15 protein-coding genes are annotated in these 16,472 nt (G+C 72.2%); 9 read left to right on the top strand and 6 right to left on the bottom strand.

Annotated features, from left to right (window positions below; all coding sequences use genetic code 11):
- Positions 1 to 24: 24 nt before the first annotated feature.
- Positions 25 to 1,803 (top strand): gamma-glutamyltransferase, encoded by a 1,779-nt coding sequence (gene ggt, locus ACZ6SA_RS23085; RefSeq protein ID WP_347643403.1) that lies wholly within the window; start codon positions 25 to 27, stop codon positions 1,801 to 1,803.
- On the opposite strand, the gene ACZ6SA_RS23080 is transcribed toward ggt, so the two are convergent.
- Both ACZ6SA_RS23080 and ACZ6SA_RS23075 read right to left on the bottom strand, forming a co-directional pair.
- On the bottom strand, positions 1,793 to 3,241 hold the full coding sequence (locus ACZ6SA_RS23080; protein ID WP_465830232.1) for a flavin-containing monooxygenase: 1,449 nt from the start codon (positions 3,239 to 3,241) through the stop codon (positions 1,793 to 1,795). The two genes, ggt and ACZ6SA_RS23080, sit on opposite strands and share 11 nt — an antisense overlap.
- A gap of 136 nt (positions 3,242 to 3,377) precedes the next feature.
- Positions 3,378 to 3,551 (bottom strand): hypothetical protein, encoded by a 174-nt coding sequence (locus tag ACZ6SA_RS23075; protein ID WP_347643405.1) that lies wholly within the window; start codon positions 3,549 to 3,551, stop codon positions 3,378 to 3,380.
- 129 nt (positions 3,552 to 3,680) lie between these two features.
- On the opposite strand from ACZ6SA_RS23075, the gene ACZ6SA_RS23070 reads away from it, so the two are divergent.
- A complete protein-coding gene (locus ACZ6SA_RS23070) occupies positions 3,681 to 4,463 on the top strand; it encodes an SURF1 family protein (RefSeq protein ID WP_347643406.1) in 783 nt (260 codons plus the stop codon).
- A gap of 3 nt (positions 4,464 to 4,466) precedes the next feature.
- Positions 4,467 to 4,778 carry a DUF3817 domain-containing protein gene (locus ACZ6SA_RS23065; RefSeq protein ID WP_347643407.1) on the top strand — a complete coding sequence of 104 codons (312 nt, stop codon included), beginning with the start codon at positions 4,467 to 4,469 and terminating at the stop codon, positions 4,776 to 4,778.
- An 18-nt stretch (positions 4,779 to 4,796) separates the two neighbouring features.
- Here the strand turns inward: ACZ6SA_RS23065 and ACZ6SA_RS23060 are convergent, their stop codons facing one another.
- The 3 genes from ACZ6SA_RS23060 to ACZ6SA_RS23050 all read right to left on the bottom strand — a co-directional run bounded on the left by ACZ6SA_RS23060 (position 4,797) and on the right by ACZ6SA_RS23050 (position 7,076).
- On the bottom strand, positions 4,797 to 4,991 hold the full coding sequence (locus ACZ6SA_RS23060) for a hypothetical protein (protein ID WP_132340063.1): 195 nt from the start codon (positions 4,989 to 4,991) through the stop codon (positions 4,797 to 4,799).
- Between the two features lie 123 nt (positions 4,992 to 5,114).
- Positions 5,115 to 6,212, bottom strand: coding sequence for a serine/threonine-protein kinase (locus tag ACZ6SA_RS23055; protein ID WP_465830229.1), 1,098 nt, complete (start codon positions 6,210 to 6,212; stop codon positions 5,115 to 5,117).
- Between the two features lie 9 nt (positions 6,213 to 6,221).
- Positions 6,222 to 7,076, bottom strand: a complete 855-nt coding sequence (locus ACZ6SA_RS23050; protein WP_465830227.1) for an arylamine N-acetyltransferase family protein — start codon at positions 7,074 to 7,076, stop codon at positions 6,222 to 6,224.
- Positions 7,077 to 7,148: 72 nt separating this feature from the next.
- Here ACZ6SA_RS23050 and ACZ6SA_RS23045 point away from each other — a divergent pair, with 72 nt between their 5' ends.
- The 6 genes from ACZ6SA_RS23045 to ACZ6SA_RS23020 all read left to right on the top strand — a co-directional run bounded on the left by ACZ6SA_RS23045 (position 7,149) and on the right by ACZ6SA_RS23020 (position 15,712).
- The gene (locus ACZ6SA_RS23045) at positions 7,149 to 7,832 is read left to right on the top strand and encodes a response regulator transcription factor (protein WP_443155375.1); all 684 of its coding nucleotides are present in this window, start codon (positions 7,149 to 7,151) and stop codon (positions 7,830 to 7,832) included.
- Positions 7,829 to 11,371, top strand: a complete 3,543-nt coding sequence (locus ACZ6SA_RS23040; protein WP_465830224.1) for a DUF4153 domain-containing protein — start codon at positions 7,829 to 7,831, stop codon at positions 11,369 to 11,371. Before ACZ6SA_RS23045 ends, ACZ6SA_RS23040 begins: the two co-directional genes overlap by 4 nt.
- 8 nt (positions 11,372 to 11,379) lie before the next feature.
- Positions 11,380 to 12,981: an N-acyl-D-amino-acid deacylase family protein gene (locus ACZ6SA_RS23035; RefSeq protein WP_465830222.1), complete on the top strand. Its 1,602-nt coding sequence runs from the start codon at positions 11,380 to 11,382 to the stop codon at positions 12,979 to 12,981.
- 64 nt (positions 12,982 to 13,045) lie between these two features.
- A complete protein-coding gene (locus ACZ6SA_RS23030) occupies positions 13,046 to 14,122 on the top strand; it encodes an alanine racemase (RefSeq protein ID WP_465830220.1) in 1,077 nt (358 codons plus the stop codon).
- Between the two features lie 6 nt (positions 14,123 to 14,128).
- The gene (locus tag ACZ6SA_RS23025) at positions 14,129 to 14,512 is read left to right on the top strand and encodes a RidA family protein (protein WP_165975130.1); all 384 of its coding nucleotides are present in this window, start codon (positions 14,129 to 14,131) and stop codon (positions 14,510 to 14,512) included.
- A gap of 9 nt (positions 14,513 to 14,521) precedes the next feature.
- Positions 14,522 to 15,712 (top strand): hypothetical protein, encoded by a 1,191-nt coding sequence (locus ACZ6SA_RS23020; RefSeq protein WP_465830218.1) that lies wholly within the window; start codon positions 14,522 to 14,524, stop codon positions 15,710 to 15,712.
- 44 nt (positions 15,713 to 15,756) lie between these two features.
- Here the strand turns inward: ACZ6SA_RS23020 and ACZ6SA_RS23015 are convergent, their stop codons facing one another.
- Complete coding sequence (locus tag ACZ6SA_RS23015) at positions 15,757 to 16,371, bottom strand: LysE family translocator (RefSeq protein WP_443155372.1); 615 nt, start codon at positions 16,369 to 16,371, stop codon at positions 15,757 to 15,759.
- Positions 16,372 to 16,472 lie beyond the last annotated feature (101 nt).

Below are 16,472 nucleotides of genomic sequence, written 5' to 3'. Positions count from 1 at the left end.
TTGACCAGCGCATCATCCCTGCGTGTGAGGGGGCCCTACCACGACGGGCGTACCTGGGTCATCGTGGACACCATGCGCCGAGTGATCGTTCCCGCAGCAACAGTCCTCGTCCTGCTCGTGCCGGCGGCGCCCGCGCCGGCCCGGCCCCAGCAGAAGGTACCGGTCGCGGAGGGGTACGGCGGCGCCGTGGCCACCGTCGACCTCGACGCCTCCAAGGCCGCCGTCTCCGTGCTCAGGAAGGGGGGCAACGCCATGGACGCCGCCGTCGCCGCCGGCGCGGTGCTCGGCGTCACGGAGCCGTACTCGTCGGGCCTGGCCGGCGGCGGCTTCATGGTCTACTACGACGCCGGGAAGCGGAAGGTCTTCACGATCGACGGCCGCGAGACCGCGCCCCGGGCGATGACCGCGACGACGCTGGAGGGCATCCCGTTCGAGGAGGGCGTCACCAGCGGCCTGTCCGCCGGAGTGCCTGGCACGGTCGCGAACTGGGACCTCGCCCTGCGGAGGTTCGGCACGATGTCGCTCGGCAAGGCGCTGCGCCCCGCCATCGAGGTGGCGTCGAAGGGCTTCGTCGTCGATCAGACCTTCCACGACCAGACCGCCGCCAACGCCGGCCGCTTCAAGGACTTCACCTCCACCGCCAAGCTGTACCTCCCGAACGGCGCCCCGCCGCCCGTCGGCTCGGTCTTCAGGAATCCGGAGCTCGCGGCCACGTACCGCGAGCTGGCCAGGCGCGGCCCCAGCTGGTTGTACGGCGGTCAGCTCGGCAAGGAGATCGTGGCCACCGTCAAGCGCCCCCCGGTCACCCCCGGCAGCACCCGTGACGTCCGGCCCGGCCTGATGGAGCTGTCCGACCTGCGCGCCTACCGGGCGCTGCTGCGCGAGCCCACAAAGATCTCCTACAGGGGCATGGACGTGTACGGCATGGCCCCGCCGTCCTCCGGCGGCTCCACGGTCGGGGAGGCGCTCAACATCCTGGAGGCGCTGCCCGAGGTCGGCCTGCACGAGTATCTGGAGGCGTCCAGGCTGGCCTTCGCCGACCGCGGCGCGTACGTCGGCGACGTCCCCGGCGTGCCGCTGGAGCAGTTGTTGTCCGACGGTTTCGCCAAGGAGCGGGCCTGCCGGATCGGCGACACGGCGATGGCGCACCCGGCCGCGCCCGGCAGCCCTGACGGCCAGTACGAGCCGTGCCCGCACCCTACGGGCAGCGCCGCGCCGATCGCGACGGAAGGCCCCGAGACCACTCATCTGGTCGTCGCCGACCGCTGGGGCAACGTGGTGGCCTACAACCTGACCATCGAGTCCACCGGCGGCAACGGCATCGTCGTGCCGGGGCGGGGTGTGCTGCTCAACAACGAGCTGACCGACTTCACGTTCGGCCCTGCGCCCGGCGACCCGAACCTGCCGGGCCCCGGCAAGCGGCCGCGCTCGTCGATGGCGCCGACGCTGGTGTTCGACCACGGCAGGCCGGTGCTGGCGGCCGGCTCGCCGGGCGGCTCGACCATCATCACGACCGTGCTGCAGATCCTGGTCAACCGGTACGAGTTCGGCATGAGCCTGCCGGACGCGCTGGCCGCGCCGCGCGCCACCCAGCGCAACACCGAGCAGACGCAGGCCGAGCAGGCGTTCCTGGACGAGCACGGGGCCGAGCTGGAGGCCAGGGGGCACGGCTTCGCGCTCAACCCGGAGATCGGCGCCGCGACGGCGCTGGAGTTCGTCGGCAGGGGCCGGATCCAGGCCGTGGCCGAGCCGAGCCGCCGGGGCGGCGGCAGCGCGATGGTCGTGCAGCCGGCTAGAAGATGAGCTGGTAGGCGCCGGGTTTCACCTTCCGCGTACGCGCCCAGTACTCGAAGGTGAAGCCCGGCCAGATCGTCCTGTTCACTCCGTGCTCGTCCAGATACCAGGATCGGCAGCCGCCCGCGTTCCACACGAGCGGGTCGAGCCGTTCGCGCAACCTCCGGTCGAACGCCCGTTGCGCCTGCGGCCTGACGTCGAGGGCTCTGGCCCGGGTCCTGGACAGCAGGCGCAGGCAGCCGATCACGTACCGCACCTGCGACTCGATCATGAAGGCGACGGAGTTGTGCCCGAGGCCGGTGTTGGGGCCGAGCAGGAAGAACAGGTTGGGGAAGCCGGAGGTGGTGATGCCGTAGTAGGTCTGGATGCCGTGCTGCCAGGCTTCCTGGATCTTCACGCCGCCCCTGCCGACGATGTGCTGCTCGGCGAGCGAGTCCAGCACCCGGAAGCCGGTGCCGTAGATGATCGCGTCGGCGGGGTGCTCGCGGCCGGCGGCGTCCACGATCGAGTGCGGCCTGATCTGCGTGATCTCGTCGGTGACCAGGTTGACGTCGTCCCTCATCAGGGCCGGGTAGTAGTCGTTGGAGATCAGGATGCGCTTGCAGCCGATGAGGTAGCCGGGGGTGAGCCTGCGGCGCAGGTCGGGGTCGGGGACCTGGGCTGCCAGGTGCCTGAGCGCCAGCTTCTCGTGCGCCTTCATCAGCCGCGGGTCGACGGCGAATCCGAGCGCGCGTGACTCCAGGGCCCAGTAGAGGGCGGTGCGCAGCGTCCTCGCCATGCCGGGCAGGCGCAGGGCGTCGCGGGCGCGGGGCGGGATGGCGAAATCGGGTTTGGGGTGCAGCCAGGGCGCCGTGCGCTGGAAGACGGTGAGCCGGCGGGTGACGGGGGCGATCTGGGGGACGAACTGTACGGCGGAGGCGCCGGTGCCGATGACGGCGACCCGCTTGCCGGTCAGGTCGACGGTACGGTCCCAGGAGGCGGAGTGCATGGCCGGTCCGGCGAACGACTCGCGTCCCGGAATTTCGGGGTATCTGGGGATGTGCAGGGCGCCGATCGCGGAGACCACGGCGTTCGCCCGCAGCGTGGCGCCGTCGTCCGTGGTGACCGTCCAGTCGCGGCGGGCGTCGTCGTACTCGAGGGCGGTGACGTGCTTGGCGTACCGGATGTGCGGGGTGACCCCGTGCCTGTCCGCGCATGACCGCAGATAGTCGTGGATCTCCCGCTGCGGCGCGAACATCCGCGACCAGTCCGGATTGAGGTCGAACGAGTAGGAGTACATGTGCGACGGCACGTCGCACGCGCATCCGGGATAGGTGTTGTCGCGCCAGGTGCCGCCCAGGTCGCCGGCCTTCTCCAGGATGACGAAGTCGTGGTGGCCGGCTTCTTTGAGCTTGATGGCCATGCAGACGCCGGCGAGGCCGGCGCCGACGATCACTATCCCAGCCATGTGACCTCCGCGGCGCATCTATTGGACGTAATGTCCAATGTACGGAGCGGTCGCGGACCGGGTCCAGAGTGAGAACCATCGCAGGAACGACGAAAACCCGCCACGGCCTCCGCGGCGGGTCGTCCTGGCCGGATGCCTACTGGAGCAGGAGGAAGGCGACGACGCCGACGATCACGACCGCGACGACGACGGCGATGATGGGAACGATGGGCGACTTCTTCGGCGGGACCGAGGCTTCCTGCTCGCGCCGCTGCGCGAACGCGCGGAACTGCTGGGTGTTGCCCGCCGGGTCGATATGCTGGTCAGACATGAGCAGCAGCTTAGCGTGAGCGCCTGTGACATTTGCGGAGTTTGGCGGGATCTGTAGGGGTGGGGCACGCCCTGCCGCAGGGGCGGCCTGATTAGGGGACCACCCCACCCGGCGGATAGTTTTGACAACATGCTGAGGACCCTGCTCTCCCCGCGCATGCTGGGGCTGCACCTGCTGACCATCGGGGTCCTCATCGCGTTCATCCTGCTCGGCCGCTGGCAGCTCGGCGTCTTCAACGACTCGGGGAAGCCGCGCGCCTCCACCGACCCCGCGCCTGTCGCGGTCACCACGCTCGCCCAGGTGAGCTCCCAGCTGAACGGTGAGGCCGTCGGCCGCAGGGTCACGGCGGAGGGCTCCTATGACGCCGGGCGCCAGCTCCTGGTGGCCGACCGGCGGCCCGACGTCGACGCCCCCGGCGGCAACGTCTCCCGCGACCACGGCTACTGGGTGCTCACGCCGCTCCGGCTCGACGACGGCACGCTGATGCCGGTGGTGCGCGGCTGGGTGAAGACGCCGGACGATCCCGCGGTGGCGGCCGTTCCCGAGGGCCGGATCGCGGTGCCGGGGAGGCTGCGCCCGCAGCAGGGCACCGACAGCGTGCAGCGCCGCGGCGAGGGCCTGCCGGCCGGTCAGGTGCAGACGGTGTCCACGGGCGAGCTGGTCAACCTGTGGACGGGGCAGAAGGTGCGCGCCGGCTATGTCGTCGCGCAACCGCCGTCGGGCTCGCTGGCACAGGTCAAGGTCGACCCGCCCGTGGTCGGCGGCACGCTCACCTGGCGTAACCTCGCTTACGCCGCCAACTGGTGGATCTTTGCCGGATTCGCCGTTTTCATGTGGTTCCACTTCGTACGCGACGCCGTACGAGCGGATCGGGAACGTGGCAAGTCCCCTGAGATGGCTCTGGAAGGTTAAATCGTGGAATCGGCTCTGAAGCCCTTCCGGGTGCTGGCATACGTGGTCGGCGTCATGCTGCTGGTGTTGTGCGTCGGCATGGTGCTGCGTTACGGCTTCGACGAGCCGGCCCTGTCGAAGATCATCGCCCCCATCCACGGCGGGCTCTACATGATCTATCTCGTCACCGTCATGAACCTGGGCATGAAGGCACGCTGGACGTGGCCGTACATGCTCGGTGTCATGCTGGGCGGCACGGTGCCGTTCCTGTCGTTCTACGTCGAGCGCAGGGTGACCCAGCGGGTGCAGGCGGCGCTGACCGCGGCGGAGGCCTGAGGCCTCCGCCGGGCGGGCTCAGCGGCCGATGCCGCGCTTGCGCGCCCTCTTGAGGCGCTCGCGCTGTGACGGGTCGAGCATCAGGTAACCGATCACCGGAGCGGCGACCACGCCGAGGACAACCAGCAGGGTGACAAAGCCGGTGCCAAAGATCATCAGCGACAGCAGGACCGCGGCGCCTGCGCCAATGGCGTACTTCTGGACTGGCGACATCCTCAACATCCTCCGAACGCGGAGCGCGCGCCCCGCCTCTTCCACATTGTGCGTCGCCTGTCCAACGAGTGGGGCCGCCGCCGTTGTTCCGCTCGCGATGTATCGCAATCGTTGCGCAGTCTTTCAACCCTGTCGAGCCATGATCGCGAGAAGGCCGGAGCGGAGCTCGTCGGGCGTCGGGCGGTCCTGCGGATGCCCCGCGAGCAGCCGTAACAGGACAGGCGCCAGCGCTCCCGCCCTCGTCAGCCGCGCGCCAGGGGCGGGGGGAGCACCTTCGACCGCGGCGAAGAGCGTCGCGCCCAGCGACCACAGGTCGGCCTCCTGGCTCTGGGTGGCCTCGGGGGCGGTGTAGGCGGGCAGCGTGCCCGCGCGCAGCAGCGGCAGGAGCCGCGCCCGCCCGCTCCCGTCGATCATGACGTTGCCCGGCTGCACCCCGCCGTGGAACTCGCCGACGGCCAGCAGCCCGTCGAGCAGGGCCAGCCCGATCGCGGCCGCGCCCGCGGGCGGCAGCGGGCCCGAGGCCGCGATGACCGCGTCGAGCGGGCGGTCCACGGCCAGCCGGTCGAGCGTCTCGCGCACCACGTCCATCGGCGGCGCCCCCGCCGGGTGCAACATCGCTCTGACCAGGGACCTGAGCGGGTCGGCGCCCTCCGCGGGCATCTGGCCGGGCGGGCGGCCCTCGATCGCGAAGTGCAGCGTGGCGGCCATCGACCACAGGTCGGCCGACGGCAGCATGCTGAGGCTGGGGAAGCCGAACCCCGTGAGCACCGCTCGCCCCGTCGTGGTGAGCAGCACGTTGCCGGGATCGACCCGCCCGTGCACGACGCCCGCCTCGTGCGCCGTGGCCAGCGCCGACAGGACGCACACCCCGACCCGCGCCGCCTGCGGGACGGGCAGCGGCCGGCGCGAGCGCACGGCCTGCTCCAGCGAGGCGCCCGAGACGAACTCCATCACCAGCCACGGCGTGCGATCCTCGATCACGACGTCCAGCACCCGCACGATCGAGGCGTGCCGCAGCGTGGTGGCCCTGCGGGCCTCGTGCAGCGCGGCGTCACGCAGCTCGGCGGGCACGCGCAGCCGCCTGACCGCGACGTCGCGATGGCGAACCTCGTCGAAGGCCAGGAGGACGGACCCCGCGCCCAGGGGGTTGAGCAGCCGGTAGCGGCCGGCCAGCTTGCTGGTCTCACCCATCTCGAGGTGCACGATAGCGCCCGTGCGCACGCGTGGCCATCATGCGGGATCGCCTGCCAGCCAGGCCCTGTGCGCCTCGTCGATCTTGCGCCAGAGCTTCTCCTTCTCCTCGGGGCTCACGTCGTCGAGCGGCAGCGCGAACACGTCCGCCAGGGCCGCGAAATAGTCGCGGGCCGTGTCCAGCATGATCGTGTGCGCGCCCGTCCCCACGCGGCGCAGCTCCAGCCCGCGCAGGAGGTCGACGCCCGAGCCGTCGCGCCGTTGCACGACGGCGACCCGGACGAACCCGGACGTCGGAGACGTCGTCAAATGGTCATGCATGCTGACGAAGGCCGATATATCCGTGGGCGCCGGATCAAAATCCATACCTTCGAACGAACCACTCGGATCGTGGTCGAACCGCCAGCCGCCGGGCGCGACCTCCGAGGGGCGCAGCCCGTACGTGAAAGGGCCCTGCCGGGAGGAGCCGGCGACCAGCGGGATCGGCTCGTGGAGGCCGTCGCCCAGCCCGACGTCGACCAGCCACTCGCCGCCAGGGTTGCCGTCAGCCGGCAGGCCGCGCACGGTGAGCACCAGGTGGTTGCCGGTGACGCCCGGCCCGATGCCGCGAGTCCGGACGCCGCCGACATGCCGGGTCACGTCGTAGCCGAGTGCCCCGATCAGCTCGGAGAACGCGCCGTTGAGGTGGTAGCAGTAGCCGCCCCGGCCGCGGATGATCCGCTCGGCCGACTCGACGGGATCGACGGTGGTGGGGCGGCCCAGCCAGATCTCCAGGACCTCGTACGGGACCCGTTCGACGTGCGCGACGTGCAGCGCCCGCAGGTTCTCGACGCTGACGGGAGCGCCTCGCAGACCGGGCAGGCCGAGGCGGCGCAGATATGCGGCGGTGTTCACCCGCCCAGTCTGCACCGGATGTGCACAGATTCAGCAGTGTCGTCTGCACAGGGCGCTTCTAGGCTTCCGTACGTGGCAGAGCAGCGGCGCATCCTCGTGGTCGAGGACGATGTGACGATCGCCCTGGCCGTCAGGAACAGGCTGGCGGCCGAGGGCTTCCACGTCAGGGTGGCGGGCGACGGGCAGGACGCCCTCGTCCAGTACGGCAGGGCCGAACCCGACCTGGTGATCCTCGACCGGCTGCTGCCCGGTCTCGACGGACTAGAGGTGTGCCGCCGGATGCAGGCGGCCAGGCCGGTGCCCGTGCTCATGCTGACCGCGCTCGGAGACGAGACCGACGTGCTCGTCGGGCTCGGCGTCGGCGCGGACGACTACCTGGCCAAGCCGTTCAGCATGCGCGAGCTGGTCGCGCGGATCCACGCGCTGCTGCGCCGGGTCGAACGCGCCTCCCAGCTCGCCGTCGAGGACACCGTGATCAGGGTCGGCGAGGTCGAGATCGACACCGCGGCGCGCAGGGTGTTCGTGCGCGGCGTGGAGGCGCAGCTCACCAGGACGGAGTTCGACCTGCTGCGGCGCCTGGCCGAGCGGCCGGGACAGGTCTTCGAGCGCGACCGGCTGCTGTCCGACGTGTGGGGCTTCTCCGAAGCCGCCGCGACCAGGACCGTCGACAGCCACGTACGGGCGCTGCGCCGCAAGCTCGGCTCCGACGTGGTGCGCACCGTCCACGGCGTCGGCTACGCGCTGGTTCGCCAATGAGGCCGCTCGACTTCCTCGGCCGGATCAAGGTCAAGCTCGGCATCGTCATCGTGCTGGCCGTGGGCACGGCGTTCGTGGTGAACGAGGTCGGCATCGCCTCCGGCCTGGCCGGCGAGGTGCGCATCGCGGTCGCCGTCGTCCTGGCGTTGATCATGGTGCAGGTGCTGGCCATGGGCATGACCAAGCCGCTGCGCCAGATGGCCAGCGCCGCCCAGACGATCGCCAAGGGCAGCTACACGCTGCGCGTCAGCGCCACCTCGCGCGACGAGGTGGGGGAGCTGGCCAGGGCGTTCAACGCGATGGCGGCCGACCTCGGCGAGGTCGACCGGCAGCGGCGCGAGCTCGTCGCGAACGTCAGCCACGAGCTCCGCACGCCCATCACCGGGCTCCGCGCCATCCTCGAGAACGTCGTGGACGGCGTCTCCGCGCCCGACCCCGTCACCATGTCGACGGCGCTCGCCCAGACCGAGCGGCTCGGACGGCTCGTCGCCCAGCTGCTCGACCTGTCGCGGCTGGACTCCGGGGTCCGCCTCATCGAGCCCGAGCCCGTCGAACTGGCGCGGCACGTCGAGCAGGCGGTCCGCGAGGCGTCGCTGGCCCGCGACGACGTCACCATCCGGTGGGTGGTCCCGGGCCGGCTGGGGGTGCGCGCCGACCCCGACCTGCTCGCCCAGGTCCTGTCCAACCTCCTCGACAACGCCGTACGCCACAGCCCGCCGGGCGGCGTGGTCACCGTCAGCGGCGCCGAAGAGGGCGACGCGGTACGGCTCGCCGTCACCGACCCGGGGCCCGGCATCCCGGCGGCGGCCAGGGAACGCGTCTTCGAACGCTTCTCCCGGCTGGACGCGGGACGCACCGCCGACGCGGGAGGCGCGGGACTGGGGCTGGCCATCGTGAAGGAGATCGTCGAGCTGCACGGGGGTTCCATCCGCATCGACGACCGGCCGGGGTGCCGGATGGTCGTCGAATTACCAGGGAGGACGACGATGGCGGACACGCCATTGGAACACGAACGAAGCACGGGGGACGAACGGTCGCCGGCCGTCGGGAGCGAGGCGCTGGAAAGGGACGTCGCCGATCCCGCCGCTGATCCCGCCGCCGATCCCGCCGCCGGCCGCGGCGCGGTCACCGCATCGGCGCCTGAGGCCGCTCCCGCACCGGCGGGCGCTCCGACGCCTGAGGCCGGTTCCGCGCCGGCTGCCGCTTCCGCACCGGGAGCCGCATCGGAGGCCGTTCCAGCGGCGGGGGCCGTTGCGGGGCTTGTCGCGGGACGGGGGACCGACGGTGTGGAGGGCGCGGCCGCGACGGCGGACGGCGGAAGGTCACAGCCGGGATCTCCGGGGACATCTCCGGGGACATCTCCGGGGACATCGCCGGGGACATCGCCGGGGACATCGCCGGGTACTCAGGCCGCTCCCGCCGGCGCCGTGATGAGCGTCGCGACCGGACCTTCGTCCCCCGGTGGCAGCGGGGATCCGGCGCCTGCCGAAGGCGCCACGACACGGCGCGCACCGGAGGCCGGCCGTGGTGTCGAGGGCGCTCCCGCGGCGGACGCCGGTCCCGTTGCGGCGGCCTCGGCGGGTCATGCGGCCGGTGGCGTCGTGGCGACGGCTGGGGGGAGAGCCGTGGACGCGACCGTGCCCGGCGGGTCGCCGCCCGTCGGCGCGAGCTACGCCAGGATGATCGGCGGCGGGGTCATCGGGGTGCTGGCCGGGTTCGCGGTGGGGCTGTTCGCCGCCGCGTTCGCCGGTATCGCGGTCGGAGCCGGATTCGCCCTGGTCACGCTCGTCGTGAGCGTCGCCGTCATGGGCGCCGTGGGCGTGGCCATGGGGGCGGGGTCAGCGCGGCGCACAGCTGCGGTGGCGTACCAGGTGGGTCCCTACCGCGGGCAGGCGGGAGGCGCGGGCTGGCAGGCGGGGGCGATGGCCGGTCACGGCGGCGCGGCGTCCGGACCGGCACGTCCCGCGGGCGGCCAGGCCGGACCGGGGGTCCCCTTGGGGCCGGGCGCCTACGCGGGCCCGGGCGTTCAGGTGGGGCCTGGGGGCGGGCCGGTGGGGCCGCCGCCGTACGTGCCGCCGCCGCTGTTCCCCAAGCCCGACCTGCCCGACGCGCCCCGCTGGTTGTTGCCCGCCGCGGTGGGGGCCGGGGTGTTCGCGGCGGTGGCGTTGCCGGACGCCCAGGTGGGCCTGGGGTTCGTGCTGGTGGCGCTGGTGCTGGGCGCGGCGGCGTTCCCGGCTGTGACGCGCCGGATGACGCCGTGGACGGTGGCGTTCGGGGTGCTGGCGTACTTCCTGATCGCCATGGCGGCGGTGCGCGACGCCGACTGGCTGGTCGCGATCCTGCTCGTGGCGGGGGCCGGGCTGGGCGCGCTGGCGGTCTCCGGGGCGGGCGCGGGCTGGCTGGGCGTGATCAGGGGCGGCGTGTCCGTGGTGCTCGCGCTGGGTCCCGTGCACTGGTTCCTGGCCGGGCCGCTGAAGAAGCTGAAGGCCAGGCGGCGCGTCATGCCCACGCTGGCCGCCCTGGCCATCACGGCGGTGCTGCTGGCGGTTTTCGGCCTGCTGTTCGCCTCGGCGGACGCGGTGTTCGCCAGCTATCTGGAGCGGCTGACCACCACGCCGGACTGGGTGGAGTCCGCGCCGCTGCGGATCTTCCTCTTCGTGCTCTTCGCCGTGCTGCTGGCCGCCGTGGTGCTGGTCGCGCTGCGGCCGGTGAACGATCCCGTGGGGCCGCAGAAGAAGTTCAAGGTGAGCAGGAGCATCTGGCTGGTGCCGCTCACGGCGGTGAACCTGCTGTTCGCGTCGTTCGTGGCGGTGCAGATCACGGCGCTGTTCGGGGGCGATGCCCGGGTGCTGAGGACGGCGGGGCTCACCTACGCCGAGTACGCCAGGCAGGGCTTCTTCCAGCTGGTCGTGGTCAGCGTGTTCGTGCTGGGCATCGTGGCCGTGGCGGGCGGGCTGCTGAAGGCGGAGCGGCGCGAGCGCTGGGTGCTGGCGGGGCTGCTCGCGATGTTGTGCGGGCTGACGATGGTGGTGCTGGTCTCGGCGCTGCACCGCATGAACCTCTACACCGACGCCTACGGCCTGTCCAGGCTGCGGTTGTCGGTGCAGGCCGCGGTCTGGTGGCTGGGATCGTTGTTCGCGCTGGTGCTGCTGGCCGGGGCGGTACGGTTCGCGGGGCGCGGCTCCGGCTGGCTGCCGCGTACGGTCGTGCTGGTCACCGCGCTCGGCCTGGGCGCGTTCGCGGTGGTGAACCCCGACCTGCGGGTCGCGTACTCGCAGGTGGAGGTGCGCGGCGGCACCCAGCTGGACTCCGACTACCTTGGCGATCTCGGCGCGGAGGCGGTGCCGGCCCTGGACCGGCTGCCCGAGCCGCAGCGCAGTTGCGTGCTCGCCGACGTGGTCGAGGCCAACGGGCTGGACCGTCCCGATCCGTGGAACGGCTGGAACCTCGCCCGCTCGCAGGCCCGCGACCTGCTGGCCGAACATCCGGTCAACGAGTCCGTGGAGTGCGGCCAGAAGCCGTACCGCGGCTCTGATTGAATCCTTGGGTGAGGTTCGACGTAGTCATCAGCGGCGGCAGGGTGCTCGACGGCACGGGCGCCCCGCCGTTCCGGGCGGACGTGGCGGTCTCCGGCGACAGGATCGCGGCGGTCGGCAGGTTGGGCGATGCGCAGGCCGAGACCGTGATCGACGCGACGGGCCGGTTCGTCGCGCCCGGCTTCGTGGACTGCCACGCCCACGGTGACGCGGCCGTGTTCGACCCGGTCGTGCAGCGGGCGGCGCTCCGGCAGGGGGTGACCACGTTCGTGCTCGGGCAGGACGGCCTGTCCTTCGCGCCCGGCTCGGCCGCGACCGTCGCCTACGCCGCCCGCTATTTCGCCGCCGTCAACGGGCCGCTGTCCGACGGGCCGCTGTCCGACGGGCCGCTGTCCGACGGGGCGCCGCGGGGCGGGGCTCTGCCCGGCCGGGCTCCTCAGGACGGGCCGCTGACCGTGGGAGAGCTGCTCGACGGCTACGACCGGGCGGTGGCGCTGAACACCGCCTACCTCCTGCCGCACGGCACCATCCGCTACGACGTCATGGGCCCGTCGCCCGCTCCCGCTTCGGCGGGAGACCTCGCGGCGATGGTGCGGCACGTCGAGCGCGGGCTCTCCGAGGGCGCGGCGGGCCTGTCGAGCGGGCTCGAATACCTGCCGGGCCGCTACGCCTCCGCCGAGGAGCTGGCCGCGCTGTGCGCCCCGCTCGGCGGGCTCCCCTACGTCACCCACATGCGCGCCTACGGTCCGCAGGCCGGGGTCGGCATGGCGGAGGTCGTGGACATCGCCCGGCGCTCCGGCGCCGCCGTGCACGTCTCCCATCTGCACGGCCCCGCCGGCGTGCTGCTGCCGCTGGTCGAGCAGGCGCTCGGCGAGGGCGTCGACCTGACCTTCGACACCTACCCCTACCTGCGCGGCAACACGATCCTGGCCATGGTCGTGCTGCCGCCGTCCGTGCCCGGCGCCGAGACCGACCGCGCCCTGGAGATGATCGCCTCGGACGGGCTGGACGACTGGTGGCCGACGCTGGCCGGCACCTGGCCGAGGCTGACCGTCTCGCACGCGCCCGGGCTGGAGTGGGCGGAGGGCCTGACCATGGTGGCGGCGGCCGAGCGGGCAGGGCTGGACCCGGCCGCGTTCTGCCGCCGCCTCCTGACGGAGACGCGGCTGGAGGCGGGCGTGGTGTCCGCCCGCCCCGACGAGGGCCCCGAGGGCGAGGAGTCCGTACGCCGGATGTTGCGCCATCCGTCCCAGACCGGCGGCTCCGACGGGATCTATGTGGGCGGTCATCCGCATCCGCGTGGGTTCGGCGCCTTCGCCCGGTTCCTTGGCCGGCATGTCAGGGAGCTCGGCGACTGGACGTGGGAGCAGGCCGCGGTGCATCTGGCGGCGCATCCGGCCCGGCGGTTCGGGCTGGCCGACCGAGGGCTGGTGCGGGGCGGGTTCGCGGCCGACGTGGTGGTGTTCGACCCTGACACGGTGGCCGACCTGGCGACGTACGCCGCTCCGCGCACGCTCGCGTCCGGCGTGGACGACGTGCTCGTGTCGGGGGTGCGCGTGCTGGCCGGGGGAGAGCTGACCGGCGCCACATCTGGGCGGGCGCTCAAGCCGTGATGCCGGGATGCCCGGGATGTCAGGGATGTCAGGATGGCGTCGGACGCTGAGGGAAAGGGAGCTTGTGCAGGAGACGCTCGGGCGGTCGATCTTCGACGGAGCGCTCGGTTTCCCGCTGATGGTGGTGCGCCAGGACGCGCTCGAGCACAACGTGGCGACGATGGCGGCCTTCGCCCGCGACCACGGCATGGAGCTCGCGCCGCACGTCAAGACGCACATGTCCGCCGAGATCGCCGCGCTCCAGCTCGGAGCGGGCGCCTGGGGTCTGACCGTCGCCACGCCGCGCCAGGCCGAGGCGGCCAGGGGGTTCGGGGCGAGCCGGATCATGGTCGCCAACCAGGTCGTTGACCCGGCGGGGCTGGCCTGGGCGGCCGGCGAGCTGGAGCGCGATCCCGCGTTCGAGTTCCTGAGCTTCGCCGACTCCGTGGCCGGGATCGGCATCCTGGCCCGCCACGCGGGGTCGCGGCCGTTCCGGGTGCTGGTGGAGCTGGGGCACGAGGGCGGGCGTGCCGGGTGCCGTTCGCTGGACGACCTGCTGGCGGTGGTGGCCTGCGCGCAGGAGACGCCCGGGGTCGAGCCGGCGGGGATCGCGGGGTACGAGGGCGCGCTCAAGACCGCCGACGATGTGCGGAAATATCTGGACTCGTTGCAGGAGGCGCTCGCCTACCTCCGCGTCCGCGACCCGATCCTGACCGTGGGCGGCAGCCAGTGGTTCGACGTGATCGGGCGCGAGCTCGTCGCCACCCAGGCCCGCATCCTGCTGCGCAGCGGCGCCTACGTCACCCACGACGACGGCTACTACCGCGAGCGCACGCCGTTCACCCGCATCCAGGGCGAGCTGCGGCCGGCGCTGGAGGTGTGGGCGCACGTGCTCTCCACGCCCGAGCCGGGGCTGGCGGTCGTCGGCATGGGCAAGCGGGACGCGCCGTACGACGAGGGGCTGCCCGTCCCGCGGCGCGCGGGCGTCACCGTCACCAGGATGCAGGACCAGCACGCCCTGGTGCGCGGCGACGGGCTGGAGGTCGGCGACCTGCTGGCCTTCGGCATCTCGCACCCGTGCACCGCGTTCGACAAGTGGCGCGAGCTGCCTCTGGTGGACCAGGACTACCGTGTCGTGGGCACGATACACACCAACTTCTAGGGAGAAATCGTGAAGAAGGAGCTCAGGACCACCGAGGGCGCCGCCCCGATCGGCGCCTACTCCCAAGGGCTCGTGGTGGGCGACTTCGTCTACACCTCCGGCATGGGGCCGATCGACCCGCAGACCGGCGAGGTCGACGGCGACGACGTCGCCACCCAGACCCACCGGGTCATGCGCAACCTCGGCGCCATCCTCGCCGCGCACGGCCTCGGCTTCGACGACGTGGTCAAGGCCACGGTCCACCTGCAGCACCTCAAGCGCGACTTCGCCGCGTACAACGAGGTGTACAAGTCGTACTTCAACCCGCCCTTCCCCGTACGCACCACCGTGGGGTCCGAGCTGATGGACATCCTGGTGGAGATCGACTTCGTCGCGCACAAGAGCGCTTAAGGTCTGTTTGTGGACAGTTCGGTATACGCCTTCGTCGAGGACCTGCGCGGCGAGGGCGTCGAGCGGGTGCTCGACAACATCAGCGCGTACGGCGTGCGCGGCGTCACCGTCGGCGCCGTGCACCACGCCTCACGCGACGTCACCCCGCACGGACTGTCCCGGCTGACCGTCCGCCACGACGGCGCCCACTTCACCCCGCCACCCGACCTGTTCGCCGGGCTCCGGCTCGCTCCCGTGCCGGGCTACCAGGATGCTTTCGACGGGCTTCGCGAGGCCTGTGCGCAGCGCTCCATGAAGCTCCACGGATGGACGGTCTTCCTGCGCAACGCCACGCTCGGCGAGAGACATCCGGACGTGACCGTCCGCGACTGCTTCGGCGACCGTGGCTCGCTCGCCGACCTGTGCCCCGCCCACCCCGACGTGCGCGAATACGCGGTCGCGCTGGCCAGGGCGGTGGCCGGGCTCGGAGTCGACAGCGTGGTGGCCGAGTCGCTGCACTTCAGGCCGCTCAGACCGCAGCGCTCGTTCGTGCCGCTCGGGCCGATGGACACCTACCTGTTCGGGCTCTGCTTCTGCGACTACTGCATGCGCAGGGCCACCGACCTGGGCGTGAACGCCGACGTGGCGCGCGACGAGTGCGCGCGGATCGTGGGCGGCGTGCTCGACGGCGACCCGGCCGCGCAGGGCGAGGTGACCAGGGCGGCGCTGACCGCGTACGCGGGGCCGGAGGTCGTGGCCTACGCCAGGGCCCGGTCGGAGACCGTGACCACGCTCGTGTCCGAGGTGGCCTCCGCCGTCGCGGACGAGGGCTCCAAGCTGGTGTTCATCGACTCCACGGGCGCGGTCAAGGGCTACGCCGACGGGCTGCCCACGCCGGGGCTTGCCGCCCATGACGCCTGGCAGCTCGGCGTCGACCTGGTGGCGCTCGGCGACCTGGTGCCCGCCTTCGGGGTGCTGGCCTACGCGCGCGACGCGGCCAGGGTGGCCGACGACGTGGCAGCCTACCTGCGGTCCGTGGGCAAGGATCGTGAGGTGCGTGCCGTGCTGCGGCCGGGGCATCCCGACAGCGACTCGGCCGACCGGCTGGTGGCCAAGGCCCGCGGCGCCAAGGCGGCGGGCGCGCTCGCGGTCGACTTCTACGCGTACGGGCTCGCGCCCCACCCCGTGCTCGACCGCATCCCGGCCGCGCTGGCTCTCTGAACCGCCGTACCCGTCCCGCGGCGCGGCTTCGGCACCGGCACGGATCATCTTCTTCCGGCGAACGCGGTGGCCACTCCCAGACCGAGGTAGACGACGCCGCTGACGTACCGCAGCGCCCTGGCCCTGCGGCGCAGGCGGCGGCCCAGCGCGCCGGCGGCGAACGCGTACACGACGTCCGACACCAGCCCCAGGAGCAGCGCCGTGAGCCCGAACACCACCACCTGCACGGTCGGGGAGCCCGCGCCCGGGTCGACGAACTGCGGCAGGAACGCCAGGAAGAACAGCGCCACCTTGGGGTTGAGCACGTTGACCAGCACGCCTTCGAGGAACACCTTGCGCAGCGGCTGCCGAAGCGGTGTCCCGGTCTCGGCGTCCTTGCCGGTGAACGCGCGGATGCCCAGGTAGACGAGGTAGGCGACGCCCGCCCACTTGACGATCGCGAAGAGCGCCGCCGACTGCGAGATCACGTACGACAGGCCCGCGGCGGCCGCCGCGATGTGCACGAGTGTGCCGATCTCCACGCCGAGCGCGCTGGCCAGGCCGGCCGCCCGGCCCTGGGCGAGGCCTCTGGCGGTGATGTAGAGATGGTTCGGCCCCGGGATGAGGATCAGGGCGAGCGAGGCGGTCACGAAGAGGGCGTACGTTGTTGGAGGAATCACGAAAGAGCAGCGTAAAATGCTTTTGGTAGGGAGATCAGGGCCAATCGGAGGCCGTTTCCCCGGACCAATAAAGTGTCGGAGGGGCGTGGCATCGTTTCTGG

This window comes from Nonomuraea sp. NPDC049378 (assembly GCF_055586745.1).
Note: the sequence above shows the minus strand (reverse complement) of the source record. Positions and strands in the feature narration are given on the sequence as shown.

What these genes read in the sequence shown, in the direction of transcription:
- ACZ6SA_RS23080 (WP_465830232.1), bottom strand. Translation starts at nt 3,241, where the DNA reads ATGGCTGGGATAGTGATCGTCGGCGCCGGCCTCGCCGGCGTCTGCATG.
- ACZ6SA_RS23075 (WP_347643405.1), bottom strand. Translation starts at nt 3,551, where the DNA reads ATGTCTGACCAGCATATCGACCCGGCGGGCAACACCCAGCAGTTCCGC.
- ACZ6SA_RS23070 (WP_347643406.1), top strand. Translation starts at nt 3,681, where the DNA reads ATGCTGAGGACCCTGCTCTCCCCGCGCATGCTGGGGCTGCACCTGCTG.
- ACZ6SA_RS23060 (WP_132340063.1), bottom strand. Translation starts at nt 4,991, where the DNA reads ATGTCGCCAGTCCAGAAGTACGCCATTGGCGCAGGCGCCGCGGTCCTG.
- ACZ6SA_RS23040 (WP_465830224.1), top strand. Translation starts at nt 7,829, where the DNA reads ATGAGGCCGCTCGACTTCCTCGGCCGGATCAAGGTCAAGCTCGGCATC.